Source organism: Haemophilus parainfluenzae ATCC 33392, assembly GCF_031191205.1.
GTDB lineage: Bacteria > Pseudomonadota > Gammaproteobacteria > Enterobacterales > Pasteurellaceae > Haemophilus_D > Haemophilus_D parainfluenzae.
Genome location: NZ_CP133470.1, coordinates 469951 through 495899, shown reverse-complemented (window position 1 = coordinate 495899; position 25949 = coordinate 469951). Strand labels below are relative to the sequence as shown.

Here is a 25949-nt window from a genome sequence, read left to right as displayed (position 1 = left end):
CTGACTTGCTGGAGATAGGACTTGTAATTGGGGATAACATAAAATGCGAATTGGTTCTTATGAATTAAAAAATCGTATTTTATTGGCACCCATGGCAGGTATCACGGATCAACCCTTTCGACGTTTATGTGCCCATTATGGCGCGGGATTAACGTTTTCAGAGATGATGTCCACTAATCCACAAGTTTGGCATACAGAGAAATCGAAACTTCGTTTAGCACATAGTGAAGAGCTAGGATTAAATGCGGTGCAAATCGCAGGTTCTGATCCTTTAGAAATGGCCCAAGCTGCAGCAATTAATGTAGCCTATGGTGCTGAAATTATCGACATCAATATGGGCTGTCCCGCAAAGAAAGTAAATCGAAAATTAGCGGGCTCTGCACTGCTTCAATTTCCTGATTTAGTAGAAAAAATTTTAAAAGAAGTGGTGAATGCCGTTGATGTGCCTGTGACGTTAAAAATTCGCACAGGTTGGGATAAAGTAAACCGAAACTGTGTGCAAATCGGCAAAATTGCAGAACAATCTGGTATTCAAGCTTTAACCATTCATGGGCGGACGAAAGAATGCTTATTTGAAGGGGAAGCGGAATACGACAATATTCGAGCAGTCAAACAATCCATTTCAATTCCTGTTATTGCGAATGGTGATATTGATTCTGCCTCGAAAGCGAAAAAGGTACTTGAGTACACAGGTGCCGATGCAATAATGATCGGTCGTGCTTCATTAGGCAATCCGTGGCTTTTCCAAGCAGTGGAAGCGCTAGTAGAACATGATACGATAATTCAAACACCAAGTTTACGTGAAAAGTGCGGTCATATTTTGCGTCATATTCAAGAACTTCATCAGTTCTATGGCGAGCAAAAAGGCTATCGAATAGCCCGTAAGCACGTCGCTTGGTATTTACAGGGAATTCAACCCGATTCCGTTTTTAGACAGACTTTTAACGCAATTAATGAACCGAAAGAGCAGTTAATTGTGCTGGAAGATTTTTTAAATTCAATTTTGGATAAAGAAAAATGTTAGAACAACAACGTAGTCCGTCTGAAGCGTTAACCGTTTCAGTTTTAAACTCTCAATCACAAGTAACAAACAAACCATTACGTGATTCAGTAAAACAAGCTTTACGCAATTACTTATCGCAATTAGATGGTCAAGATGTGAATGATCTTTACGAATTAGTATTAGCGGAAGTTGAACACCCGATGTTAGATATGATTATGCAATACACCCGCGGTAACCAAACCCGTGCAGCGAATATGCTCGGTATTAACCGTGGTACATTGCGTAAGAAATTGAAAAAATACGGTATGGGCTAATTTAAGCTTAGCAAAAAGAAAGGCGAACATTATTGTTCGCCTTTTTATTTATCTATTGAATAGTGAAGCTAATTGGTACACTGACTGAAGAAGCAAATCCCGCGGGTTTGGGACCAACAGGTCTCGCACTTCTCACAGCCTCAAGCGCTGCATTATCTAAGCTTTCATCACCAGAGGACGTTGTTACACGTTCTCCTGACAAGGAACCATCTGCTCCCACGCTAAAACTCACACTCACCACGCCTTGTTTACGCATCATCTTCGCACGAGCGGGATAGCGTTTGTGGCGTTCAATTTCACGTCGAATCGCTGCACGATAAGCATTCAGTTCATCCGTATTAGTACCAGAACCACCTTGAACACCATTTGTACCAGGTTGGCCTGTAGTCGTTGCTTTAGAATTCGCCGTAGCTGTTGAATTGATATTCTTATCACCAATCGGTAAATTCTTTGGCATCTCTACCGGTTTCTCTGTTTTTACCTCATTTTTAGGTTTTTCTTTGGGCTTCTCTTTCGGTTTTGGTTTCGGTTTTTCAATTGGTTTTTCTGGCTTTTTCTCAGGCTCTTTTTTCTTCTCGGGTTCCGGTTGCTTTGTCGGATCCGCGACAGTTTCCTGTTTTTCCTGTTCAGGCTCTGCCTGTTGAGGTTCAGGTTCCGGCTCTGGAGTCGGTTCTTCCACTCGCATTCCTTGAATCATTTCCATTGAAATCGTTGTGGATATTTCACCTGGCGCATCGCTCGCAGCTTCATGTGGCGTATGCCAGTTCCAAAATAACGCACCAAGGATGCTACCATGAATCAATAAAGAAATAAGCAAACCTAATAATGATCGTTTGGTTTGTTGGCTGTTCATTGACTACGTCCTACTCCAACGCCTCCGCTTGCAACTCCACCTACTTCAGGCGTATTTTTTGATTCATTTCCTTGAGTTGTTTTGCTTGGAGCGCCTTTATCTTTCATGGAAACAATAACAACATTTTTGATTTCATTTTTCGATAACATATCGGTAATGGTTACGAAATCTTGGAAGGAAGCTTCAGCATCAATTTTTAACGTTACTTTTTGATCTTTATTCCAACCCATAATTTCTTTTTCAAGCGCTTCTTGTGAAATAGGCTTATCGTTAAAATAAAGTTGCTTGTCAGCTGTAACCGTTAATAATTTTGTTAATTCATCTGACTTGAATGCGACCGTTGAACTCGCTTTGGGCACATTTACCTTAATTTTTCCTTGGGAAATAAAGGATGCGGTGACCAACACTATCGCTAATAACACCAACATAATGTCGATGAAAGGAATAATGTTGATTTCATCAAATTTTTTCACGATTATTCCTTATCTTTCTGAGCGTTTAATACTTTCCATTTCAATCGGTTAACTTCTACTTTACGACCTAAGCCGTTATAGAACATCATAGACGGAATAGCGACTAAAATACCAAGTGCGGTTGCTTTTAATGCAAGAGAAAGGTGCATCATAATAGCACCTGCGTCGACTTCGCCATCACCATGGCCAATTTGGAAGAAAGTTAATAAAATTCCAATTACCGTACCTAATAGACCAACATAAGGTGCGTTAGCACCGACAGTGGAGATCACCGTCATATTGCGATTTAAATCAATTTCAAGTGCGTGAATATTGGAATATTTTGCTACGTCCACACGCTTTAAAAAGATAAAACGCTCAATCACGGCCGCAAGCATGATTACACTCATAACAAGTAGAAGTCCAATAATAATGTAATCACTGTATTGTTGTAAAAACTCAAAAAGTTGTAGCATTTGATAGTCCTTGAATGTTTAATAAAAACTCAAAATTAATTGAGAATGAATTTCAATTAGATTGGGAATTTTACCAAATGGAAAATAGAGCGTAAATATAAATTAGAAAAATGAACGATTTTTTGACCGCACTTTGAGATAAATCACAGAAGTGCGGTTGTTTGAGCAGTATTTTAAAGAGAGTGTAAGTAATCTAGGACAACTTGATGATGTTCACCTGTTTTGAATTTATCAAAAACGTGCAGAATTTTACCTTGTTCATCAATGAGGAAACTAATACGATGAATACCATCATAAGTGCGCCCCATAAATTTCTTCTCGCCCCATACACCAAATTGCTCGGCAACCTGGTGATCTTCATCAGAAAGTAAAGTGAAATTGAGTGACTTTTTCTCAACAAATTGAGCGAGTTTTTTAGGGGAATCTGTACTGATGCCTAAAATAACTACACCTAATTTTTCTAGTTCACTTTTGGCATCACGCAAACCACAGGCTTGGGTTGTACAGCCTGGTGTTAAGGCTTTTGGATAAAAATACACGAGGATTTTTTTACCTTTGAAATCGCTGAGTGAAATAGGTTGATTGTCTTGATTTAAGAGTGTGAATTGCGGCGCTAAATCACCCACTTGTAATTTTTTCATAAAAAATCCTTAAAAATGTGAAAAATGATTTGTAAATTCAGACTATTTTAGCGATTATAACTGAGTATTTTCAAATATTATTATTAAATGCAGAATAGATGTGAATGGAGTACTTATGACTACGCAAAAACCTTTATTTTCAGGCAGTATTGTTGCTTTAGTAACCCCGATGGATAACCACGGGAATATTGATTTTGAAACATTAAAAAAACTCATTGAATTTCATATCGATGCTGGTACTAATTCTATTGTATCGGTAGGCACAACAGGAGAATCTGCAACATTAAGCATTGAAGAAAATGTGAAAGTGATAGAAAAGACAGTTGAGTTAGCAAAAGGTCGTATCCCAATTATCGCAGGCACCGGCGCCAATGCAACAAGCGAAGCTATCGTGATGACAAAATTATTACGTGATAGTGGCGTGGCCGGTTGTTTATCTGTAGTGCCTTACTACAATAAACCGACTCAGGAAGGCATGTTCCAACATTTTAAAGCCATTGCCGAATGTACAGATTTACCACAACTTCTTTATAATGTGCCGGGTCGTACCGGTAGTGATATGAAACCGGAAACCGTGGCTCGTTTATCACAAATTGAGAATATTGTTGGGATTAAAGAAGCAACTGGCGATTTAACTCGTATCACGGCGATTAAAGAATTAGCCGGTAAAGATTTCATTGTGTTAAGTGGAGATGATGCCACAGGGTTAGAAGCGATGAAATTAGGCGCAGAGGGTGTTATTTCTGTGACAAATAACCTTGCAGCAAAAGATATGGCCGCGATGTGTCGCTATGCTTTAGCGGGCGATTTTGCGAAAGCGGAAGAAATTAATGCACGTTTAATGCCTTTACATAAAGATTTATTTATTGAATCAAATCCAATCCCGGTTAAATGGGCGGCATATCGTTTAGGTTTAATTAAGACTCCACATTTACGTTTACCTCTTACTGTGTTAAGCGAAAGCGCTCAAGTAAAAGTAGAAGAAGCATTAAAAGTTGCTGGCTTAATTTAATGAATTAAAGGGTTGTTTTTACAGCCCTTTAAACTTTCGACTTTTTTATTTGTCAAAGAGCGGTCATTATTTTTATTGGAAGGATTAAGGAATGAAAAAGATTGTACTCACTTTGGTCTCGGTAGCATTGTTATCAGCGTGTTCAAACAGCGTAGAAAAAATGCAGACGGCTAACGACACTTATCAGAACGCTGATCGTGAAATACCGAGCTTTTCCCCCTTAGCAAGTGGTGGTGTAACATTGCCGCAAGCCGATCCTACTTATGAGCTTCCTCAGCTTAATGTGAAAAAAGAACGCGTGGATATTCGTCCGCCTTCAACCCCATTAGCGATTATCAAAAATTCGTTGACACAATTTGATGGCGAACGCGCATTGATTGTTTATACGGATGCGCAAGCAGAGCTTTATAATCTCAAACAAATTGAGCGTTTATTGAAAGAAGAAGGCACGAATTCAACTTTAAATGGTGCGGTATTAATTAGCGATTGGGCGCCAACAGGTCGTGCAGATGATAAAGCCAATACAGAGATCCGTTATAAAGTTGAACAAGTTACTGCTCAGGATGCGAGTGCGTTAGCGGTTTCTGTGGAGCAAATGCGTCGTGATGGTGTGATTTACACCCCAGATCAAGCAGATAAACAACGTTATGCGTCTGATCGTTTAAATCGTTTTGTTGCTGCGCTCACTAACGCTTATAACAAGCAACAACAAGATTTAAATAATGCCTCAGCAGGACCTTTCCAATCAGGTTTAATTACTGATACGAACGGTAGAATGGCATTAGGTATGGATGCAAGTTTTGGCCAAGCATGGCAACGTTTAGGTTCAACTTTACCGAAATTAGGCTTTAACACAACATCTGAATCAGCCGGTCGTGGTTATCGCGAATTGAAATATAAACCATTGGATAAACAAGAGTGGTTACGTTTAGGTGTGAATCCGCCTAATCTAGAAAAAGGTGTTTACCGAATGCAAATTTCCGCAGTGGGTAAACAAAGTGCGGTTGTGATCACTGATGAAGACGGCAAGACACTACCAAATGAAGCGGCTCAATCCTTGTATTCAGCATTAAGTGTATTGCTTGCACAATAATATGAGTTGAGAAATAAAAAGTGCGGTTCAATTTGACCGCATTTTTTTATTGGAAAAGATTTATTCGGCTTTCACGCCTAAGTGACCAATTTTTACGCCTAGGTTACCAAGAGAAACAGGATCCAAATAATCACCTAAGAATTTGAATAACTCACCTAATTCCGTAAATGAGCGTTTGATTTTTATTTGATCTTCTACTTTACGCACAAATTCATAACGTACATTTTCGCCTTCAAAATAAGCCGTGAGCGTGAGATAAATGGTTTCAAAAAAATGGCTTTGAGCCCCCTCTTCACCCGGATCACTGATACGGACATTCCAAGTATTGTTAAATAAAACTTCTGTTTTGATTGACATATAGACTTCCTCTGTTTGTTATTTTTTATACTGAAATTGAAACGAAAAACCCGATGATAAAATTTCTGAAATTAAAAACTTTATCATCGGGCTTTTCAAAGCAATTGCTCGCATATTTTGCTTTGCGTTGGTAACTGCCTTTACCTTTACGTTTTTTCTCAACGCGTTGGCGGAATAATTTGTCGTGCAATAGTGCCATCACGGCATTATCTTTCACAACACCTTTGGTGTGTCGATAAATGGGCTGATTTTCAACCGCACTTTTTGTTTTTTTCGTCATATTTACCTCTAAAAAATTGCCGTGAAGTGGTTCACGGCAAGTCATTATAGCGAAAATGAACAGAATTACAAAATGGCGAGTACGCTTTCAGGTGGTCGTCCAATTTTAGCTTTTTCACCTTTTACCACAATCGGGCGTTCTAATAGGGCTGAATTTTCACTGATGGCTTTTAATAAATCATCCTTAGTTAATGCTGGATTATCTAACCCTAATGATTGATAAAGCTCATCTTTGGTACGCATCATTTTTCTGACATCATCTAATCCTAATTTATTCGCCAGTTGCTGTAATGCTTCAACAGAGTAGTGTTGTTGTAAATAAAGTTCGATAGTTGGTTGAATACCTTTTTCTTCTAATAAAGCTAAGGTTTCACGGCTTTTTGAACAGTGCGGATTATGGTAAATCTTAACAGACATAACGTTTCCTTCTATTTTATGTTGAATGAGTGGATATAGGATTGATTTAAATTTTAACTTATAATGACAAAAAATACTTGTTTAGGAAGACTTTATGTTTGAAATGCTAAAAAATTGGTATAGCCGCCGCTTAAGCGATCCGCAGGCGATGGGGCTACTTGCCATTTTGTTATTTGGCTTTATTGCGATTTATTTCTTTAGTGATTTAATCGCCCCGTTGCTGATTGCCATTGTATTAGCATATTTATTGGAAATGCCGATTAATTTCCTGACGAAAAAATTAAAATTTCCCCGAATGCTCGCCACGTTAATTATTTTTGGTGGCTTTCTAACCTTGGCGTTATTAATTTTCTTCGGACTAGTGCCAACATTATGGAATCAAACGATTTCCTTATTAAGCGATTTGCCGGCCATGTTCAATAAGTTACATGAATGGTTATTAGCCCTTCCTGAGCATTATCCTGAACTCATCGATTACACCATGATTGACACCTTTTTTAGTGCGGCGCGTGCGAAGATTTTGGGCTTCGGTGAATCAGCGGTGAAATTGTCGATTACCTCATTAATGAACCTTGTATCACTGGGTATTTATGCGTTTTTAGTGCCATTAATGATGTTCTTTATGCTGAAAGATAAAACTGAGCTTCTTGCTGGCGTGAGCCGATTTTTACCTAAAAATCGTCTTTTAGCCTCTAAAGTATGGAATGAAATGCAGCAACAAATTGCGAATTATATTCATGGTAAGCTGTTGGAAATTTTGATTGTCGGCGTGGTGACTTACATCATCTTTTTAAGCTTTGGTTTGAATTATCCGCTCTTACTTTCTGTTGCCGTTGGGTTGTCTGTATTAGTGCCTTATATCGGCGCGGTATTGGTGACGATTCCTGTTGCGTTAGTGGCCATGTTCCAGTTTGGCATTTCCCCAACGTTTTGGTATTTAATTGTGGCCTTTGCGGTGAGTCAACTTCTAGATGGAAACTTGTTGGTACCGTATTTATTCTCTGAAGTCGTTAATTTACACCCTTTAGTAATCATTATTTCAGTGCTGATTTTTGGCGGATTATGGGGATTCTGGGGCGTATTCTTCGCGATTCCATTGGCAACGCTCGTCAAAGCTGTGATAAATGCATTGCCGGATTAGACAGGATTAAAACGATAAAAAGAAAGCTGACGAAACTCAGCTTTTTTGTTCTTTTAATTTTTGGATATCCAGAATTTCGACACAGTCTGTTGTCCCCGCTTTAATACGCCATTTAATGTTAAATTCGTACAGACTAATGCCGTAAATGCGATCGGTTTCTTTACCTTGTTGATAAGCTGGGCGGGGATCTTGTGCGATCACTTCTGTAATAAATCTCGCTAAGTGCGGTCGGTTTTTGTGATATTTTTCTACCGCACTTTGGGCGATTTCTGTAAATTCTACGTTTAATTTTGCAGGTGGTTTTTCTTGCGCAAAACTTGATTTTGCCTCAGGTTCACTATCAGCATAGGCAATATAAGGCTTAATATCAAAAATAGGTGTACCATCGACAAGATCCACGGATCCTAAATGTAGAAAAACACGTCCATGAATACATTCTACTTGGCGTAATTCTACTTTGGATAAGCCTAGCGGATTTGGACGATGTGTAGCGCGAGAAGCAAATACGCCGACACGTTGATTGCCGCCTAAACGAGGGGGGCGAACGGTGGATTGCCATTTCCCATGGGGTACTTTGTCAAATTGGAAAATAAGCCAAAGATGGCTAAATTGCTCTAATCCTCGTACAGCTTCTGGCGAATTATACGGAGGGAGCAGTTCCACAATACCAATGCCATCCTGTACTAAATCTGGCTGTCGTGGCACCGAGAATTTTTCTTTGTAAGGCGTGTGAATCACCGCAATTGGGTGAAGCGTCAGTGTTAAATCATTCATAAAAAGGCAATTTCCGTGTAGAATACGCCCTTTATTGTAATCAAAAGTGCGGTCAAAAAAAATGACAAATCATAAATTGAAAATGTGGTGGGAAACCGCTCGCCCAAAAACTTTGCCTTTGGCATTAGCTTCTATTTTTACCGGCTCAGCATTGGCATATTGGGCAGATAAAGAAAGTTTTAATCTCACCGTGATGTTACTTTGCTTGCTCACTACCATTTTATTGCAAGTACTTTCCAACTTTGCTAACGATTACGGCGATCATCAAAAAGGGTCAGATACTGAAGAACGTATTGGGCCTTTACGTGGTATTCAGCAAGGTGCAATTTCTGCGAATGAGCTTAAATGGGGCTTAATTTTAATGGCGGTGGGAGCGTTTTTCTCAGGTGCATCCTTAATTGGTATCGCATATCAAAGTCTTACTGATTTATTGGCTTTTGCTGGTTTGGGTATTCTTGCCATTATTGCTGCCATTACTTATACCGTAGGCGCGAAGCCTTATGGTTATTTAGGTTTAGGCGATCTGTCAGTGTTGCTCTTTTTTGGACTATTAGGTGTAGGGGGAACTTACTATCTACAAACTCACAGCATTGATAGCTTAATTACTTTACCTGCATTAGGCTCAGGTTTATTAGCAACAGCCGTTTTAAATATCAATAATTTACGTGATATTGAGCAAGATGCGAAAGTAGGGAAAAATACTCTGGTTGTGCGTATTGGCCCGAAGAAAGGACGTATTTATCATTGTATTTTATTAAGCGTTGCCGCTTTATGTTATGTGTTATTTGCGGTATCAACAGCATTTAGCCCTTGGCATTTCTTATTTTTATTGGCATTTCCATTGTTATTAAAACACGCATTATTTGTTTATCGCAGCAAAGAGCCCGCAGTGTTGCGTCCGATGTTGGCTCAGATGTCTATGATTTCTTTATTTATCAATATCTTGTTTAGTTTAGGCTTGCTTATCGGCTAAATCGGCTTATACTAGAGAAAAAATTTTAACGACAAGGGGTACATTATGTATATCGATACTTCAGAACTTTGTGATATTTATGCTGATCAAGTAGATGTGGTTGAGCCAATTTTTTCTAGCTTTGGTGGCGTCAGCAATTTCTACGGCAAAGTGACGACAGTAAAATGTTTTGAAAATAATGGATTAATTGCCGAGATCCTTGAAGAAAATGGTGAAGGCAGGGTGCTTGTCGTAGATGGCGGTGGTGCAGTACGCCGTGCTTTAATTGATGCCGAGCTTGCGCAGCTTGCTGCAGATAATGACTGGGCGGGCATTATTGTTTATGGTGCAGTGCGTCAAATTCAACAACTTGAAAATATCGATATCGGTATTCATGCGTTAGCTCCAATTCCAGTTGGTGCAGATGAAAATAATCAGGGTGAAAGCGATCTTCCAGTCAATTTTGGTGGTGTGACGTTCTTCCCTGAAGACTATATTTATGCCGATTTAACAGGAATTATTCTTTCGCAAGAAGCATTAGATTTAGAAGACGTTGAAGAAGAATAATTTTGAAATTATAGGCCTTTTTAAAGTGCGGTTAGAAATAACCTCACTTTTTTTGTCAAAATTTTTTTGAACAAGATCACATTTTAAACATTTGTTAGTTGAAAGTTTTTAACATTCATTTAACATCGAAAATAGTTCATCTGTAATCAGTTTGGAGGGACTCATGAACGAAACAAACACAACAAAAAATTATAAAAGTGGGATTATCTTTCTGCTAGCGATAGCCTGTTTTTTTATTTTACTTAAAGCCTTACCTTTTGCACCTAAGGAAAATGCAGGTTTAGCATTATTAGCTTTGGTAGCAATCCTTTGGTTAACTGAAGCATTACATGTAACAGTTACCGCGCTATTGGTGCCATTGCTTGCGATTGCACTTGATTTGGTGACAACCAAACAAGCTTTAGTGGCGTTTGCTGATCCAACCATTTTCTTATTCTTTGGTGGTTTTGCTTTAGCGACAGCTTTGCACATACAAAAACTCGATAAAATGATTGCCAATAAAATCATGGCAATGGCACGTGGTAATTTGTTTGTCGCTGTGATGTATCTTTTTGCTATTACTGCTTTCCTTTCCATGTGGATGAGTAACACAGCAACAGCTGCCATGATGTTACCTTTAGCGATGGGGATCTTAAGCAAACTTGATAAAGAAAAAGAACATAATACTTATGTCTTCGTCTTATTAGGGATTGCGTATAGTGCAAGTATTGGTGGTATGGGAACATTAGTAGGTAGCCCACCAAATGCTATCGTTGCAAGTAACTTACATTTAACTTTCTCTGATTGGTTATGGTATGGTTTACCAATTATGCTCATTTTGATGCCGTTGATGATTGGTACACTTTTCATTGTCTTTAAACCAAGACTTCATTTACATTTTGAACAAAACTTTGAACGTATTGAAATGAATGGCCAACGTGTTTTAACGCTTGTGATTTTTGGTCTCATTGCGCTTTGTTGGGTATTTAGTAGTTATATTAATCCAATCATTTCAGGTGTATTTGGTCTTGCTAAAAATATCGGTAGTTTTGATAGCGTTGTCGCATTGCTTGCTGCTGTCATTATTTGTTCAACTGGTGTGGCAAATTGGAAACAAATCCAAGAAAGCACGGACTGGGGTGTATTAATGCTTTTCGGTGGTGGCTTAACTTTAAGCGCCGTGTTAAAAGATTCTGGTGCAAGTAAAGTATTAGCTGACGGTATTGTATTCTTAGTTCAAGGACAACATTACTATCTCATTGGTTTATTGGTCGCAACCTTCATTATTTTCTTAACTGAATTTACGTCCAATACTGCGAGTGCAGCATTATTAGTGCCAATCTTTATTTCTATCGCGCAATCTCTTGGTATGCCAGAAATTGGTCTTGCCTTAATCATCGGTTTAGGTGCTTCTGGTGCCTTTATGTTACCAGTGGCGACACCGCCAAATGCAATCGTATTTGGTACGGGACATGTTCGTCAGAGTGATATGGTGAAAGCTGGGTTTATCTTAAATATTGTGTGTATACTCGTTATCGCGACAATAGGATATTATTTCTGGTTGAATTAATCATATAAAGAAAAGGGCGTGTTGGATATTCAACACGCCCTTTTATTATTTCAGTAAAGATTATTCATCTTTATTTGATTTATCCTCTTCTTCTACTTCAATCTCAACTTCATCTGCTTTATCTGCCGCGCCGTTGATTGTTAAGCAAATCTCGCTAGAAATTAAATACTCTAAGATTGTAGCAAGTTCGTGTAATTTTTCTTTCTCATCATCGAAATAACCTTCTTCTTTTAAGTTAGCAATGAAGGCCGAGAAGACGGCTTTATCGAAGAATTCCGGTGCGTTAATACCGTGTAATACAGAAAGACGCTGTGCCACTAATTGGCTTTCTTTTTCTAATAAGCCACGAGCAATTCCAGGATCTTTACGTAAAATACTCACAGTGATGTAGTAACGTTGTAAGATTTCACGCATACCGGCAGACCAAAGTTGTAAAATACGCACTTTAGAGCGGTGGATAGATAAGAAATTATCATTGGCTTGGATAACGTCTTGACGCGCAAATTCATCAATAATGGCTTTAATTTTTGTATTTAATTCTTCTTCATTGAAATGAAGGAAGAGTTCACCTTTTAAGAATGGATAAATTTTACGTACCGCATCCAATAATAAATCTTTTTGGATTGCTTCATAATGTAAAACGATACTCGCAACAAGTGAAGGCAACACAAATAAGTGTTGAATATTATTTCGGTAATACGTCATGAGAACAGCAGAATTACGTTCTAAACGAATAATTTCCCCAAAGTTATCTTTTTCAACTAACACGCCAACACGATCTAAGCTTAATACGTGGTCAAGCATCGCTTTTGGTGTATCAGTTGGAAGCACCACATCAGTAGAATACGGGACATTCTTTAACATCTCTTGATAACTAGAGAGTTGTTCTAATAACTGTTCATGAGAAAGTGCACGCTGACGAGAAGATAGGAGTGCTGTCCCCACTAAATTCATCCCATTGACTGCTGCCGATTTGTTGATGTTTATCATCACTTGATTAGAAATAGAACCCACTGCTTGGTTAAACCACAGCGGTTTATCTTCATGATGTTGTTCTTTCCATTCAGGATAATGGTGGCTAAGGTAATTTGACAGTGTGATTGGCTCACCAAAATTCACAAAACCTTGGCCTAAATTGCGCAATTTTTTAATCACACGTAAAACTAAGCCTGCATTTTCTTTTTCTTTTGCGGCACCACGTAATTCCTTAGCATAAGTGTCCACTTCTAATACGTGCTCATAACCAATATACACTGGCACCACAGAAATTGGACGAGTTTGGTTATGTTGAAGCGCTTGTAGCGTCATCGACATCATACCGGTTTTCGGTGCAAGCAAACGACCTGTACGAGAACGACCACCTTCAATGAAGTATTCAACGGAATAACCTCGGTGGAATAATTCCCCTAAATATTCACGGAAAATTGCAGAGTAAAGGCGATTACCTTTAAAGGTGCGGCGAATAAAGAATGCTCCCCAGCTACGGAATAAAGGTCCCGCAGGCCAAAAGTTTAAGTTAATACCTGCTGCAATATGTGGCGGTACAAGACCCTGGTGATAGAGCACATAAGAAAGTAATAAATAGTCAATGTGACTACGGTGACAAGGCACATAAACAATTTCATGTCCTTCTAGTGCCAGTTTACGCACACGGTCCGCATTTTGTACATTAATACCTGAATAGAGTTTGTTCCATAACCAACGTAAGAAACGATCAGCTACCCGAAGGCTTGAATGGCTAACATCTGCAGCGATTTCATGAAGAATTTTTTCAGCTTCAGCATAGGCTTTTTCACGGCTGATATTTTTTGATTTTGCCTCATCTTCAATCGCATTTTGAATCGCTTGGGAATTTAAGAGTTTATTAAACATTGCTTCGCGGTTTGGTAGGCGAGGGCCTGTTGCCGAAATGCGTTGTTTAGCGAAGTGTATTTTAGCCACACGAGCAAGTTTTTGTGCGATTTTTTCATCTGAACCATGCTCATTTACCATGTAACGCAAAGAGAGCGCTTGAGAAAAACGTACAAAGGTATCACGCCCAAACCAAATTGCTGCAAAGGTTTTTTGAATGCCATTCAATAGACGCAGATTTGGTAAGCTTGCTTTATCTTCTTTACCAGGCGAACGCCCCCAAAGCACAGAAACCGGGATCAGTTGCACATCTAAATCAGCAATATCACGATGCAATTCTAAGTACTTATTGAACACCTTGACCGTTTCATCTTTTGCGCCTTTTGATTTAAAAAAACGACGACCTTCGTCTAAATAGACATAACGTGGTAATGCTACGCCATCAATCACATTCTTTTCAGCCGGATCAGGTAAACCTACGCTTAAACAGTTACGACGGAAAATCACGAAGTCAGTTTGAGAGGTATAAGGTAAAACATAAAGAATAGGTTGATTGATATTGAGTTGAAGCTCTTCGATGGGTTGAGCTGGAATAGGATTATTTTTTACTAAAACCGAAAGCGGTAATTCTAATAATTTACGATAAGTACTTACGATGCCAGACATAATTAATATTCTCTTTTTGTTAGACATTTCTAGGTATTGTCGGGCATTTTAACACATTCGACCAGTCAAATTCTAAAAATTTACATTTGAGATTTATGATGAACACTCAAAAATATGAAAAAAATTGACCGCACTTTTACCTCCAGAAAATAGTTGTTGCAATCGTTATCTTTCTGTATATACTAACAGTTATTCTGTATAAAGTAACAGGAGTGTATATGAGACCATTAACTGCCAGACAACAAGAAGTGCTGGAACTCTTAAAACGACATTTAGAAACCACGGGTATGCCGCCAACTCGTGCAGAAATTTCTCGTGAATTAGGCTTTAAATCCCCTAATGCGGCGGAAGAACACTTAAAAGCGCTTGCTCGTAAAGGCGCTATTGAAATTGTGGCGGGGGCTTCTCGCGGTATTCGCATTGTTGATGACAGTGCAAATGATGAGGAAGAAGAAGGCTTACCGCTCATTGGTCGCGTGGCTGCAGGGGAACCAATTTTGGCTGAGCAACATATTGAAGGTACTTATCGTGTTGATGCTAATATGTTCAAACCACAAGCTGACTTTTTATTAAAAGTATATGGCCAATCCATGAAAGATATTGGTATTTTAGACGGCGATCTTCTTGCTGTTCATAGCACAAAAGATGTGCGAAATGGACAGATTGTTGTCGCACGAATTGAAGATGAAGTGACAGTAAAACGCTTAGAGCGTAAAGGTTCTGTTATTTATCTGCATGCAGAAAATGAAGAGTTTCAACCGATTGTGGTGAATCTTGAAGAACAGCCTCATTTTGAAATTGAAGGGATTGCAGTAGGGATCATTCGTAATAACGCTTGGATGTAATGATGAAAGTGCGGTGAGAAAATAAAATGTTTTGTGACCGCACTTTGTCTATTCTGGCTATTTGCCATTCGGCTTATTGCTCTCTATAATGCCAAAAAATTTTCAAATCAAGGAAGGAAACATGCAGTTTTCCAAAATGCATGGCCTTGGCAATGACTTTGTTGTTGTTGATGCTGTGACGCAAAATGCCTATTTTACCCCTGAAACCATTAAACGCTTAGCTGATCGTCATCGTGGTATTGGTTTTGATCAGCTTTTAATCGTTGAGCCACCTTATGATCCAGATTTAGATTTCCATTATCGTATTTTCAATGCCGATGGTAGTGAAGTGTCGCAATGTGGAAATGGAGCAAGATGTTTTGCGCGTTTTGTGACTTTAAAAGGACTGACTAATAAAAAGGATATTGCAGTAAGCACGCAAAAAGGAAAGATGGTTTTAACGGTAAAAGAAGATGGTCAAATTCGCGTCAATATGGGCGAGCCGATTTGGGAACCTAATAAAATTCCTTTTACTGCCAATAAATTTGAAAAAAATTATATTCTGCGAACCGATGTTCAAACGGTGCTTTGTGGTGCGGTATCAATGGGCAATCCACATTGCGTTGTTCAAGTGGATAATATTGAAACGGCTAATGTAGCAGAATTAGGTCCATTATTAGAAAATCATGAACGTTTTCCGGAAAGGGTAAACGCTGGATTTATGCAAGTCGTCAATCGTAATCACATTAAGTTGCGTGTATATGAACGTGGTGCAGGTGAAACACAAGCTTGTGGCAGTGGCGCTTGTGCTGCAGCTGCAGTAGGGATTATGCAAGGTTTACTTGATAACAAAGTGCAAGTTGATCTACCAGGTGGTAGCTTACTTATTGAATGGGAAGGGGTAGGTTCACCGCTTTATATGACTGGCGATGCGACTCATATCTATGATGGCAACATTCACCTTTAATCTTTTCTAATCTGAATAAAAAATGCGTGGAGATTATCCACGCATTTTTTATTTATTGTTCAACTTCCACATCACGTTGATTTAATGGTTGCGTTGGGCGGTTGTTTTTCCCTTCCATTTCTTCTATCGCAGCAATCTGTGCTTTGCTTGCTTGAATTGGTGCTTTAAAAATGGTCCAAGCCACGTTTTCACTACAAGGTGGAGTGGTGAGCGATCCATTTAAGCGGAAGCGTGCCATCTCTTTTGGCATTAGCGCTTTAATATCAATCTGTTGAGCCAATTTTTCTTTTTGTCCAACGGTGAGTTTTTTTTCAACGACTGGTGCTAATGCTGGATTCGCTTCACCTTCATTTACCATTACGGCAACAACCGCTAATGCTTTATCTTCACTTTGATGAACAAAATGAATCTCTAAAGGATAATGTTGGCGTTTAAAAGTATGTTCACTTGGTGTGTGAAAGTGAAATTGTTTTAAATAAAATGGTTTGTTGTTGAGCGTAATAAATGGTGCATTTTCTTGTGCAACGCTAACTTGCACGGTATGTCCATTGTTTTCTACTTGATACTCCGCAGGGAAGTAATTCATCTTAAGTGGTTTATTTGCCACTTTCATGCCGTTATCTGCTTCCAGATTAACAGGCGACTGAACTTTCCCTAGCTTACAGGTTTGATATTCGGTGAGCAAATCACCCCAATGTTCAGGGCTTTCTTTTCCATTATAAGACCAATGCGCTTTATGCGTTTGGGCAAATGATGATGCGCTTAATGCGATAAGTAAGCTAGAAAGCAATAGACGAGTCTTCATAAGGCACCTCTCCTTTTTTGTGGTATATGCCTCATCGATTCTACTGATTCTGTATGATAGCTTTTTGATTTTGGTCAAGTTTTGTTTGAGTGTAAGCACTCATCGTACGAGTGGGGGTAATGCTAAAAAAGCCGTCTATTTTGACCGCACTTTTTTAGCTCTGCTAGAGTCTTTCTCTAAGATCTTCTGCAGTTTTGCTGGTTTTAATTCGTTCAAAAACGATATCTGCTTCAGGATATTCTTTATTAAGATAGCGTAGCCATTGTTTGATCCGGGCAACATGATAAAAACCGGAATCATGGAAATTTTCCATTTCCGCATATTTTTGCAAGATTTTTTGAATATCCACCCAAGGCATTTTTTCGCAATTTTGTTTGAGTACAAGGCTTAAGTTTGGGATATTTAATGCACCACGCCCGACCATTAGATCTTCGCAACCTGTCGCTTTCAAACATGCTTGACCATCTTCCCAACGCCAAATTTCACCATTAGCAATCACTGGGATCGTCAAGCGAGATCTCACTTCACCGATTTTTTCCCAATTGATGCGATCGGCACGATAGCCATCGGCTTTAGTTCGACCGTGAATAGTGATTTCAGTGGCGCCACCTTGTTGTACGGCATCAGCAATTTCAAACGCTTGAGAAGTACAATCCCAACCTAATCTTACTTTCACACTGACAGGTAAATGACTAGGTACGGTTTGTCGCAAGGCTAGAGTCGCTTGATAAATTAATTCAGGTTGTTTGAGAAGTGCTGCTCCTCCGTTGCTCCCATTAACGGTTTTGGATGGACAGCCACAATTTAAATCAATACCATGTGAGCCAAGCTCAATGGCGCGATTAGCATTTTCAGCAAGACAGTTTGGATGTTGACCTAAAAGTTGGACACGAACAGGTGTTTTAGAAGGGGTAAAGCCCTGATTTTTGAGTTCAGGGCAAAGACGATAAAAGACTTTTTCGGGTAAGAGTTGATCCACCACGCGAACAAACTCGGTGATGCAGAGATCATATTCATTCACTTCGGTTAAAAGCTGGCGAACGAAAGGATCAAGCACTCCTTGCATGGGGGCGAGGATAACACGCACTATTTCCAGCCTTTCTCTTTACAAATTAAATCGTAAGCGGCTTGGATTTGTTGAGCTTTTTCTTTAGCCATTTCCATCATTTCTGGCGGTAAGCCTTTCGCAACTAATTTATCTGGGTGATGTTCATTCATTAAACGACGATATGCACGTTTTACGGCATTGCGATCATCGCTTTCACTTACGCCCAATACTTTATAAGCATCACTTAATGTTGGGCCTGAAGATTGTTGGTATCCGCCCTGTTGTTGGTATTGGTAGCCACCTTGCTGTTGATAACCACCTTGTTGGTATTGGCGATAGAAGCCACCTTGGGTAAATTGGCGAGCCGCAATTTCCATTGCCAGCATTTGCTCAAACTGCATACGGGAAAGACCGAGTTCTTCGGCTACCACATAAAGCACTTCTTTTTCTGACTCATGTAATTGAGAATCAGCAAAGGCAGCCTGCACTTGCACGTGTAAAAACATTCTCAGCAAGTCAGCACGTTGTCCACATCCAATACGGAATTCGCGAATCACCTGGCGTAAAGGGAAATCGGCTTCTTTACCGCGACGAAAGGCCTCTTGAGCGAGTTTGCGATGGCTCTCATCTAATTGCATCTGATTCATCAACTGATTTGCCAATTGAATATCTTCTTCTGTCACACGACCTTTGGATTTACTTAAATGTCCAAGTACCGCAAAAGTAGTTTGCATAAAGAGCGCTTGTCGAGTCGTTTTTTTCTTAAAAAAGCTAGAGTTAACTGAACCAAGCTCATAAAGTTTTTTATCTGCGATAGAGCCTAAAATCAGTCCAGCGATGGCGCCGAAAAAGCCCCCCCATTTAAAACCGAGAAAAACGCCGATAATCTTTCCAAAAAAATACATTCTCTTCCCCTAAAGTGCGGTCAAAAGGTCTTTTGACAATAATGGGCAGACGCAAATGTCTGCCCTTACATTAATATGGCTTTATTCTTATTTTTCAAGTGATGAATTACACACCATAACTTTCACGATAAGCCCGCATCGCAGGTAAATATTGCTGATAATCGGGTTCTTTTTCAATGAATTGCATTAAATCATCCAAATCAATAATGGAAAGCACTTGGCACTGATAGTCGCGTTCTACTTCTTGGATGGCAGAAAGTTCCTCTTTGCCTTTTTCCTGACGATTTAATGCAATAAAGACAGCGGCTAATTTCGCGTGATTGGCTTCAAGAAGTGCCATGGATTCACGAATAGCCGTGCCAGCAGTGATGACATCATCAACTAATAACACATTGCCGGTTAATGGGCTGCCGATCAAATTACCGCCTTCACCGTGATCTTTGGCTTCTTTGCGGTTAAAGCAAACAGGCGTATCACGGTTAAATTGATTGAATAGTGCAATGGAAACGCTCGTCGCAATTGGAATGCCTTTGTAGGCAGGTCCAAAAATAACATCAAAATCGACCGCACTTGACTGAATTGCCTTCGCATAGAATTCACCTAAGCGAGCAAGATCTGCGCCAGTGCTGAATAATCCTGCATTAAAAAAGTAAGGACTTTTTCGACCTGATTTTAGTGCAAACTCACCAAATTTAAGCACGTTTCGGCTCAAGGCGAATTTAATAAATTCGATTTTGTAGCTTTCCATTTTTTGTTCCTATAAACCTAATGCTTCACGTTGTGCAGCGAAGATTTGTTCGCAGCCTTGTTTGGCTAAGCCTAATAAGGTAAGTAATTCTTCGTGGCTGAACGGTTCACCTTCTGCAGTGCCTTGCACTTCGATCATGCGGCCATCTTCCATCATCACAACGTTCATGTCTGTTTCAGCGGCTGAATCTTCCACATATTCCAAATCACACACGGCTTCACCTTCAACAATTCCAACCGAAATCGCCGCAACCAGACCTTTGATTGGATTGGTTTTTAATGTGCCGTTCGCGATTAAACCGTTGATAGCATCACATAGTGCCACTGCAGCACCAGTGATAGACGCAGTTCTCGTGCCACCATCCGCTTGAATCACGTCGCAGTCTAAGGTAATAGAGCGTTCGCCAAGGGCTTCTAAGTCAACCATAGCACGTAGTGAACGCGCGATTAAACGTTGAATTTCCATGGTGCGTCCACCTTGTTTGCCTTTTGCTGCTTCACGTTGCATACGGCTATGTGTAGAGCGAGGTAACATGCCATATTCTGCTGTCACCCAACCTTGATTTTGTCCTTTTAAGAAACGCGGTACGCTTTCATCAACACTCGCCGTACATAAAACTTTAGTATCACCAAATTCCACTAATACTGAGCCTTCAGCATGTTTCGTGTAATTACGGGTGATTTTAATTGGACGAGGCTGATGATTTTCACGATTATTTGGACGCATTCTGAATTCCTTTATTTTATTGATAAAAAAGCGTGCTTATTTTAGCACGCTTTTTAGTGTTTTATGGATTTGCTTGTTCAAACTCACGAATTTTGTTAAACACATCTTGTAAATCTGTACCATAGTTAATTTTTTGCAATTCAGGCACAGAGTTAGATTTTACTAACATTCTGAGTGGTTGGAATTGCATATTGCACAAGTAGATTTGTTGATGTGGCAACATATGCTGTACAAAATGGGTGAGTGCATGAATACCGCCGGTATCCAGCACAGTCACGGCATCGCATTGCAACACGATATGTTTGATCTCGTGATCCGTATGGACGGTTTTATCATGCAAATCCGCAAAGAGTTTATCCGCCGCAGCAAAGAATAGTGGACCGCTGATACGATAAGCTAATACATCATTTAAATCTTCTGGTGCAGGTTGTTCAATCGCTTTTGTCATTTCTGCAATGGTGCGGATAAATAAGAGACTCGCTAATAATACGCCGACAGAGATGGCAATTACCATATCAAATAACACAGTGAGAATTAAGCAAGTGAACAACACAGCAATTTCGTTTTTTGTGGAGCGACGCGCCAAACGAATAATTTCAGGTACATTTGCCATATGCCAAGCTACCATTAATAGCAATGCAGCCATAGAAGAGAGTGGCAAATAAGACAGGGCATTCGCAAAGAATAATAGCGAGAATAAAACCAAGAGTGCATGAATGACGCTGGCTATTGGCGATACTGCTCCAGATTTAACGTTGGCTGCAGAACGTGCAATTGCTGCAGTTGCCGTAATGCCGCCTAAGAATGGTGAAATAATATTACCTAAACCTTGGGCGAGTAATTCATTATTGGAATGATGTTTGGTATCCGTCATATTATCTAAGATGACCGCACAAAGTAGCGATTCAATCGCGCCTAATACAGCCATTGAAAAGGCGGCAGGCAAGATATCTTGTATGCGATCAAAATTCCAATTGATAACTTCACCTTGTGCATTAGGAATATTCCAAGGTAAGGCAAATTCAGGCAAGACATTAGGGATACCATGTCCTGTTGTACCGTCAGATAAGGTATATTGGAATGCTGTACCAATGGTTTCAACCGAGAAGCCAAATTGTCCTAAGGCTAATGCCATGAGTGTCCCAATAATGACCGCAGGTAAATGGCCCGGCACGGGTAAACGAAGTTTATGCCATTGGGTTAGTACAAATAAGGTGATCACGCCAACCGCAGTGTCTGCCCAGTTAATCGTCGGAAGTGCGGTCAAAATAGCTTGCACTTTTTCAATATAGTGAGGTGGCATCTGGGCAATGTCTAAACCTAAAAAATCTTTGATTTGCAAGGTGCCGATGGTGATCCCAATCCCGCAGGTAAAGCCAAGTGTAACGGGGAGAGGAATGTACTCAATTAGTCGTCCCAATCGAGACAACGCCATGATGACTAAAATAATTCCCGAAAGTAGCGTTGCCATAAGTAACCCGCTGAGCCCAAATTGTTGGGTGACGGGATATAAAATCACGACAAATGCGGCGGTTGGACCTGAAATATTAAAACGCGATCCACCGGTTAACGCAATTACGATCCCCGCTACGATAGCGGTATAAAGACCGTGTTGTGGTGGCACACCGCTAGCAATGGCTAAAGCCATCGAAAGTGGAATCGCAATGACGCCCACGGTGAGACCCGCGATAACATCTTTAATCAATTTTTGTTTTCCGTAACCTTCACGGAAAGATTCTTTCAATGCGCTAAATGGTTTTACGGCCAAAAACACATTTTTAGAAAAGAGTGATTTGATTTGCATAAAAATACGACGATAGAAAAGAGATAAGTTTATATTTTAGCTAAAAGGAAAAGGATTTTTTATGTTCTAGCTCAAAAAACTTGACTAATCTTGGATAAATCTTTATATTTCACGCACTTCAAAACGGTGAGATGTCCGAGTGGTTGAAGGAGCACGCCTGGAAAGCGTGTATGTGCGAAAGTGCATCGGGGGTTCGAATCCCCCTCTCACCGCCATTCAAATGTTTTCTTTTCTGAATTTAAAACTGTCTTTTAAACTAATCATTTTGAGATCTAGAATTTACGCTAATTTTTTTGTACAAAATATGTGTTGAATTGATTATTTTCGCTATAAAAGCAATTAGAAAAATAATGACAGACTAAAATGAGTAATGGCACGCCCTAAAGGATTCGAACCTTTGACCCACGCCTTAGAAGGGCGTTGCTCTATCCAGCTGAGCTAAGGGCGCATTTTAAGGGTTACATCTTTTGTATGGAATTTCGAGGGAAATATAAAAGAAGTGGTCGGCGAGATAGGATTTGAACCTACGACCCACTGGTCCCAAACCAGTTGCGCTACCAAGCTGCGCTACTCGCCGACGATTGAGCACAATTATAGTGAGCTTTTCTTTTCAGTCAATTAATTTTTTAGATTCCTCTTTCAATTGCTCAAAATTATTCCAGTTTTTCAACCGCACTTTTGTTGTCTTTGTAATATAAGACATTGTCAGTTAAAATAGCAAACGTTTACTTAATGCCATCTTGAGGAAAAAACGCATGACTGCTCAAATTATTTCAGGTACTGAACTATCAAAAAAAATTAAATCAGATGTTGCCAGTAAAATCGTATATTATCGTGCTCAAGGCAAACGAGCACCCGGGCTCGCAGTAATTTTGGTGGGGGCAGATCCAGCTTCTCAAGTTTATGTGGGCAGTAAACGTAAAAGTTGTGAAGAGATTGGGATGATATCAAGATCCTATGATTTGCCTGAAACAACCACGGAGGCTGAATTACTTCAACTGATTGATATTTTAAATGCTGATGAAACCATTGATGGTATTTTGGTTCAGCTTCCATTACCAGAGCAGATTAATAGTTCATTAGTTATTGAGCGAATTAGTCCTGAAAAAGACGTGGATGGTTTTCATCCTTATAATGTTGGGCGTTTATGTCAGCGTATTCCAACCTTACGCGCTTGCACCCCTTATGGCGTAATGAAATTATTGGAAACCACAGGTATTGATTTACATGGTAAACATGCAGTGATCGTTGGTGCATCTAATATTGTAGGGCGCCCGATGTCACTCGAATTATTGTTGGCTGGTGCAACGGTTACGGTGACTCACCGTTTCACCAAAGATTTAGAACATCATATTCGTCAGGCGGATGTTTTAGTGGTAGCTGTGGGTAAACCTCGTTTTATTCCGGGCGATTGGATTAAAGAAGGGGCAACAGTCATTGATGTGGGGATTAACCGTATCAATGGCAAATTAGTGGGCGATGTGGAATATGATGTAGCGATACAAAAAGCAGCTTATATTACACCAGTACCGGGTGGAGTAGGGCCAATGACGGTTGCCATGCTGATGTTTAATACACTTTATGCCTATGAGCATAACAATCAATTAGTTTAAGAAATGAAAAAAGTGCGGTTAAATTTGATTTGACCGCACTTTTTGCATTAATGTAATTTCAATCTTGGTTTTAAATAGTGGTTAAGTTTATCCACTAAAATAATTAAGCCAATCTTAATACATCCATGCAAAGCATGTTGATGCATACGATATAAAGACACATACGCAAACTGCGCAAATTTACCTTGAACAGTTAGTGGGTTTTTCCCAAATTTATTTGAAATGCTACCCAATGCGGTAAAGCTTGAAAGAGATACCAAGGTTCCTTTATCGTTGTATTTGAATGCTTTTAATGGTTTTTGCTCAAAAAGTGCAAAGATATTTTTCGCACAAGCTTTTGCCATTTGATGTGCAGCTTGCGCTCTTGGCGGAACTAATTTACCGTTTGGTTGCATTAATGCTGCACAGTCACCAATCGCGAAAATACTGTCATCCACCGTAGTTTGAAGGGTATCTTTTACCACTAATTGATTGATGCGATTAAGCTCTAATCCATCGAATTGCTGTGTCACCGTTGAGGTGCGAACACCCGCCGCCCAAACAATCAGATCAGCTTTGATTTCTTCGCCATCTTTGGTGATAAGCGTGTTTGGCTGGGCTTCTGTGATCATCGTATTTAATTTCACGTTAGCCCCCATTTCTTGCAATTCATCTAATACCGCTGCAGATAAATTTTCGGGTAGAGCAGGCAGTAATCGAGGACCCGCTTCAACTAAAGTGACTTGTAAGCAGGAATTATCAATTTTACCGTAACCGTAAGAAGACAAGTCTTCAGTCGCATGATAAAGCTCAGCAGTTAATTCCACGCCAGTAGCACCTCCGCCAACAATCGCAATATTGACTTTGTTTTCATCCACTAACTTCTGTTTAAATTCTTCTTCTCCGATATCATCTAACGCGCGGTTTTCAGAGAATTTAAGGAATAATTCCAACATTCTTTGTTGGAAGCGAAGTGCTTGATCAGAACTGTCTAAGAAAATGCAGTTATCAGCGACACCTTTTGTATTGAAATCGTTCGATTTACTGCCAATCGCAATTACTAAGTAATCATAAGGAATACGACGCGCAACCACGAGCATATCACCTTCTTGCCCATAGACAGGGGCAAGTTCAACATATTTTTGCTCACGATTGATGCGCGTGATCGAACCTTGTTCAAAGCTAAAATGGTGGTTTTTCCCGTGTGCACGATAGCTCAGAGAATCTGTGCCATCATCCATTACACCTGTGGCAATTTCATGTAATAATGGTTTCCATAAATGGGTTGCATTGCGATCCACAAGCGTCACTTTAGCTTGTTTTTTGCGACCTAATTTGTCGCCTAAAAATGTCGCTAACTCTATGCCGCCGGCGCCCCCGCCAACGATCACGACGTTTTTCATAAAGTACTCCTAAAAGCAAAATTGTTAAAAATGTTAAACTAATGTAATGATAGCATAACAAATAAACAAGACGAAAAAATTTAATGGAAATGACCGCACTTTATTGATGGCAGCGATCGTAAAGCGGTTGTAATTGTTGAATGGTTTGTGTGATAAATGAAACGGGATCGATTTGATGAAGTTCAGCTTTTTCAATGCTTTTTCCAATGCACCAAAAATCTTCATCTGAACGTAAGAGCAGATCCTTTTCAGAAATACTTTTCACTTGGCGAAAATCATCATATTCGCTTTCATCTTCTCGCCAAATATCAAAATCAGCAAATTGTTTGAAATCAAATTGATCAAGCCACTGATTATATTGCTGAACATTAATTTGCGAGCGATCTGCACGATAGCAATGCCAATCTAAACACACTCTTAGTCGGCGACGATTTAATAGCACAGAAAAGATTGCTGCAGAATTTTGGTTGAACTCATATTTAAAATAAGCGAAGAAATGCGCGCGTACTTGCCAGCCATTGGTCCAGCTTTCAATATGTGGTTTCGCAAAAGGTGTGCCAAGCTGCTTTGAGACTTCTTGAATAATCGCTTTCCAGTTATCCCAATGTAATTTGTAATCTGCTTTAATTGCCGGAATATCTTCTGGGCAGAATTTCTTCATCTGGGCGAATTGATAGAAAGGAATATTGAACAATTCGCAAGATTCAGCTGTAAGCGAGAGCATAGTGTT

The 25949-nt window shown here is 39.6% G+C and carries 28 protein-coding genes and 3 tRNA genes; 12 read left to right on the top strand and 19 right to left on the bottom strand.

Features of this window, described 5'->3' with window-relative positions; all coding sequences use genetic code 11:
* The first annotated feature begins 43 nt into the window (after window positions 1-43).
* Window positions 44-1024, top strand: a complete 981-nt coding sequence (gene dusB / locus RDV53_RS02430) for a tRNA dihydrouridine synthase DusB (RefSeq protein WP_005696909.1) — start codon at window positions 44-46, stop codon at window positions 1022-1024.
* A complete protein-coding gene (gene fis, locus RDV53_RS02425; RefSeq protein WP_005696908.1) occupies window positions 1018-1317 on the top strand; it encodes a DNA-binding transcriptional regulator Fis in 300 nt (99 codons plus the stop codon). Before dusB ends, fis begins: the two co-directional genes overlap by 7 nt.
* A 52-nt stretch (window positions 1318-1369) precedes the next feature.
* On the opposite strand, the gene RDV53_RS02420 is transcribed toward fis, so the two are convergent.
* From RDV53_RS02420 to bcp, 4 genes are all read right to left on the bottom strand, one after another.
* Entirely contained in the window at window positions 1370-2170 is an 801-nt protein-coding gene (locus RDV53_RS02420) for an energy transducer TonB (protein ID WP_005696907.1), read from the bottom strand.
* On the bottom strand, window positions 2167-2643 hold the full coding sequence (gene exbD / locus RDV53_RS02415) for a TonB system transport protein ExbD (protein ID WP_005696906.1): 477 nt from the start codon (window positions 2641-2643) through the stop codon (window positions 2167-2169). Before exbD ends, RDV53_RS02420 begins: the two co-directional genes overlap by 4 nt.
* 2 nt (window positions 2644-2645) lie before the next feature.
* Window positions 2646-3098: a TonB-system energizer ExbB gene (gene exbB / locus RDV53_RS02410; RefSeq protein WP_005696904.1), complete on the bottom strand. Its 453-nt coding sequence runs from the start codon at window positions 3096-3098 to the stop codon at window positions 2646-2648.
* A 173-nt stretch (window positions 3099-3271) separates the two neighbouring features.
* Window positions 3272-3739: a thioredoxin-dependent thiol peroxidase gene (gene bcp, locus RDV53_RS02405; protein WP_005696903.1), complete on the bottom strand. Its 468-nt coding sequence runs from the start codon at window positions 3737-3739 to the stop codon at window positions 3272-3274.
* 115 nt (window positions 3740-3854) lie between these two features.
* Between bcp and dapA the strand changes: the two genes are divergently transcribed.
* A complete protein-coding gene (gene dapA, locus RDV53_RS02400) occupies window positions 3855-4751 on the top strand; it encodes a 4-hydroxy-tetrahydrodipicolinate synthase (protein ID WP_005696902.1) in 897 nt (298 codons plus the stop codon).
* 91 nt (window positions 4752-4842) lie between these two features.
* Window positions 4843-5844 carry an NlpB/DapX family lipoprotein gene (gene bamC / locus RDV53_RS02395; RefSeq protein ID WP_005696900.1) on the top strand — a complete coding sequence of 334 codons (1002 nt, stop codon included), beginning with the start codon at window positions 4843-4845 and terminating at the stop codon, window positions 5842-5844.
* A gap of 60 nt (window positions 5845-5904) precedes the next feature.
* On the opposite strand, the gene RDV53_RS02390 is transcribed toward bamC, so the two are convergent.
* The 3 genes from RDV53_RS02390 to arsC all read right to left on the bottom strand — a co-directional run bounded on the left by RDV53_RS02390 (window position 5905) and on the right by arsC (window position 6897).
* Complete coding sequence (locus RDV53_RS02390) at window positions 5905-6201, bottom strand: DUF5377 family protein (RefSeq protein WP_005696899.1); 297 nt, start codon at window positions 6199-6201, stop codon at window positions 5905-5907.
* 25 nt (window positions 6202-6226) lie between these two features.
* Window positions 6227-6481, bottom strand: a complete 255-nt coding sequence (locus tag RDV53_RS02385; protein WP_005696898.1) for an alternative ribosome-rescue factor A — start codon at window positions 6479-6481, stop codon at window positions 6227-6229.
* A gap of 65 nt (window positions 6482-6546) precedes the next feature.
* Window positions 6547-6897, bottom strand: coding sequence for an arsenate reductase (glutaredoxin) (gene arsC, locus RDV53_RS02380; RefSeq protein WP_005696896.1), 351 nt, complete (start codon window positions 6895-6897; stop codon window positions 6547-6549).
* A gap of 94 nt (window positions 6898-6991) precedes the next feature.
* Between arsC and RDV53_RS02375 the strand changes: the two genes are divergently transcribed.
* Window positions 6992-8038 carry an AI-2E family transporter gene (locus tag RDV53_RS02375; RefSeq protein ID WP_005696894.1) on the top strand — a complete coding sequence of 349 codons (1047 nt, stop codon included), beginning with the start codon at window positions 6992-6994 and terminating at the stop codon, window positions 8036-8038.
* A gap of 36 nt (window positions 8039-8074) precedes the next feature.
* Here the strand turns inward: RDV53_RS02375 and tsaA are convergent, their stop codons facing one another.
* Window positions 8075-8812 (bottom strand): tRNA (N6-threonylcarbamoyladenosine(37)-N6)-methyltransferase TrmO, encoded by a 738-nt coding sequence (gene tsaA, locus RDV53_RS02370; RefSeq protein ID WP_005696892.1) that lies wholly within the window; start codon window positions 8810-8812, stop codon window positions 8075-8077.
* 61 nt (window positions 8813-8873) lie between these two features.
* Between tsaA and RDV53_RS02365 the strand changes: the two genes are divergently transcribed.
* From RDV53_RS02365 to RDV53_RS02355, 3 genes are all read left to right on the top strand, one after another.
* On the top strand, window positions 8874-9785 hold the full coding sequence (locus RDV53_RS02365) for a 1,4-dihydroxy-2-naphthoate polyprenyltransferase (RefSeq protein ID WP_005696891.1): 912 nt from the start codon (window positions 8874-8876) through the stop codon (window positions 9783-9785).
* Between the two features lie 45 nt (window positions 9786-9830).
* The gene (gene rraA, locus RDV53_RS02360; protein ID WP_005696890.1) at window positions 9831-10331 is read left to right on the top strand and encodes a ribonuclease E activity regulator RraA; all 501 of its coding nucleotides are present in this window, start codon (window positions 9831-9833) and stop codon (window positions 10329-10331) included.
* 163 nt (window positions 10332-10494) lie between these two features.
* Window positions 10495-11880: a DASS family sodium-coupled anion symporter gene (locus RDV53_RS02355; RefSeq protein ID WP_005696889.1), complete on the top strand. Its 1386-nt coding sequence runs from the start codon at window positions 10495-10497 to the stop codon at window positions 11878-11880.
* 60 nt (window positions 11881-11940) lie between these two features.
* Here RDV53_RS02355 and plsB read toward each other — a convergent pair whose 3' ends face one another.
* Window positions 11941-14397: a glycerol-3-phosphate 1-O-acyltransferase PlsB gene (gene plsB / locus RDV53_RS02350; RefSeq protein WP_032822601.1), complete on the bottom strand. Its 2457-nt coding sequence runs from the start codon at window positions 14395-14397 to the stop codon at window positions 11941-11943.
* A 218-nt stretch (window positions 14398-14615) separates the two neighbouring features.
* Between plsB and lexA the strand changes: the two genes are divergently transcribed.
* Together lexA and dapF are read left to right on the top strand one after the other, a co-directional pair.
* Complete coding sequence (lexA, locus tag RDV53_RS02345; RefSeq protein ID WP_005696887.1) at window positions 14616-15242, top strand: transcriptional repressor LexA; 627 nt, start codon at window positions 14616-14618, stop codon at window positions 15240-15242.
* 121 nt (window positions 15243-15363) lie between these two features.
* A complete protein-coding gene (gene dapF, locus RDV53_RS02340; RefSeq protein ID WP_032822603.1) occupies window positions 15364-16188 on the top strand; it encodes a diaminopimelate epimerase in 825 nt (274 codons plus the stop codon).
* Window positions 16189-16240: 52 nt separating this feature from the next.
* On the opposite strand, the gene RDV53_RS02335 is transcribed toward dapF, so the two are convergent.
* From RDV53_RS02335 to dauA, 6 genes are all read right to left on the bottom strand, one after another.
* Window positions 16241-16993, bottom strand: coding sequence for a carbonic anhydrase (locus RDV53_RS02335; protein WP_032822605.1), 753 nt, complete (start codon window positions 16991-16993; stop codon window positions 16241-16243).
* 163 nt (window positions 16994-17156) lie between these two features.
* Complete coding sequence (dusC, locus tag RDV53_RS02330; RefSeq protein WP_005696883.1) at window positions 17157-18080, bottom strand: tRNA dihydrouridine(16) synthase DusC; 924 nt, start codon at window positions 18078-18080, stop codon at window positions 17157-17159.
* Entirely contained in the window at window positions 18080-18946 is an 867-nt protein-coding gene (djlA, locus tag RDV53_RS02325; protein WP_005696882.1) for a co-chaperone DjlA, read from the bottom strand. The genes dusC and djlA overlap by 1 nt, the downstream gene beginning before the upstream one ends.
* 106 nt (window positions 18947-19052) lie before the next feature.
* Window positions 19053-19694 (bottom strand): orotate phosphoribosyltransferase, encoded by a 642-nt coding sequence (pyrE, locus tag RDV53_RS02320; RefSeq protein WP_005696881.1) that lies wholly within the window; start codon window positions 19692-19694, stop codon window positions 19053-19055.
* Between the two features lie 9 nt (window positions 19695-19703).
* On the bottom strand, window positions 19704-20420 hold the full coding sequence (gene rph / locus RDV53_RS02315) for a ribonuclease PH (RefSeq protein ID WP_005696880.1): 717 nt from the start codon (window positions 20418-20420) through the stop codon (window positions 19704-19706).
* Window positions 20421-20481: 61 nt separating this feature from the next.
* Window positions 20482-22224, bottom strand: coding sequence for a C4-dicarboxylic acid transporter DauA (gene dauA, locus RDV53_RS02310; RefSeq protein ID WP_005696879.1), 1743 nt, complete (start codon window positions 22222-22224; stop codon window positions 20482-20484).
* 125 nt (window positions 22225-22349) lie between these two features.
* Between dauA and RDV53_RS02305 the strand changes: the two genes are divergently transcribed.
* A tRNA-Ser gene (locus RDV53_RS02305) sits at window positions 22350-22439 on the top strand.
* 156 nt (window positions 22440-22595) lie between these two features.
* On the opposite strand, the gene RDV53_RS02300 is transcribed toward RDV53_RS02305, so the two are convergent.
* Window positions 22596-22672: transfer RNA gene (locus RDV53_RS02300), tRNA-Arg, on the bottom strand.
* Between the two features lie 52 nt (window positions 22673-22724).
* Window positions 22725-22801: transfer RNA gene (locus RDV53_RS02295), tRNA-Pro, on the bottom strand.
* Window positions 22802-22979: 178 nt separating this feature from the next.
* Here RDV53_RS02295 and folD point away from each other — a divergent pair.
* A complete protein-coding gene (folD, locus tag RDV53_RS02290; protein ID WP_005696878.1) occupies window positions 22980-23837 on the top strand; it encodes a bifunctional methylenetetrahydrofolate dehydrogenase/methenyltetrahydrofolate cyclohydrolase FolD in 858 nt (285 codons plus the stop codon).
* Window positions 23838-23884: 47 nt separating this feature from the next.
* On the opposite strand, the gene RDV53_RS02285 is transcribed toward folD, so the two are convergent.
* Together RDV53_RS02285 and RDV53_RS02280 are read right to left on the bottom strand one after the other, a co-directional pair.
* The gene (locus RDV53_RS02285; protein WP_005696877.1) at window positions 23885-25219 is read right to left on the bottom strand and encodes an NAD(P)/FAD-dependent oxidoreductase; all 1335 of its coding nucleotides are present in this window, start codon (window positions 25217-25219) and stop codon (window positions 23885-23887) included.
* Between the two features lie 100 nt (window positions 25220-25319).
* A complete protein-coding gene (locus RDV53_RS02280; RefSeq protein WP_005696876.1) occupies window positions 25320-25943 on the bottom strand; it encodes a glucose-6-phosphate 1-dehydrogenase family protein in 624 nt (207 codons plus the stop codon).
* Between the last annotated feature and the right edge of the window lie 6 nt (window positions 25944-25949).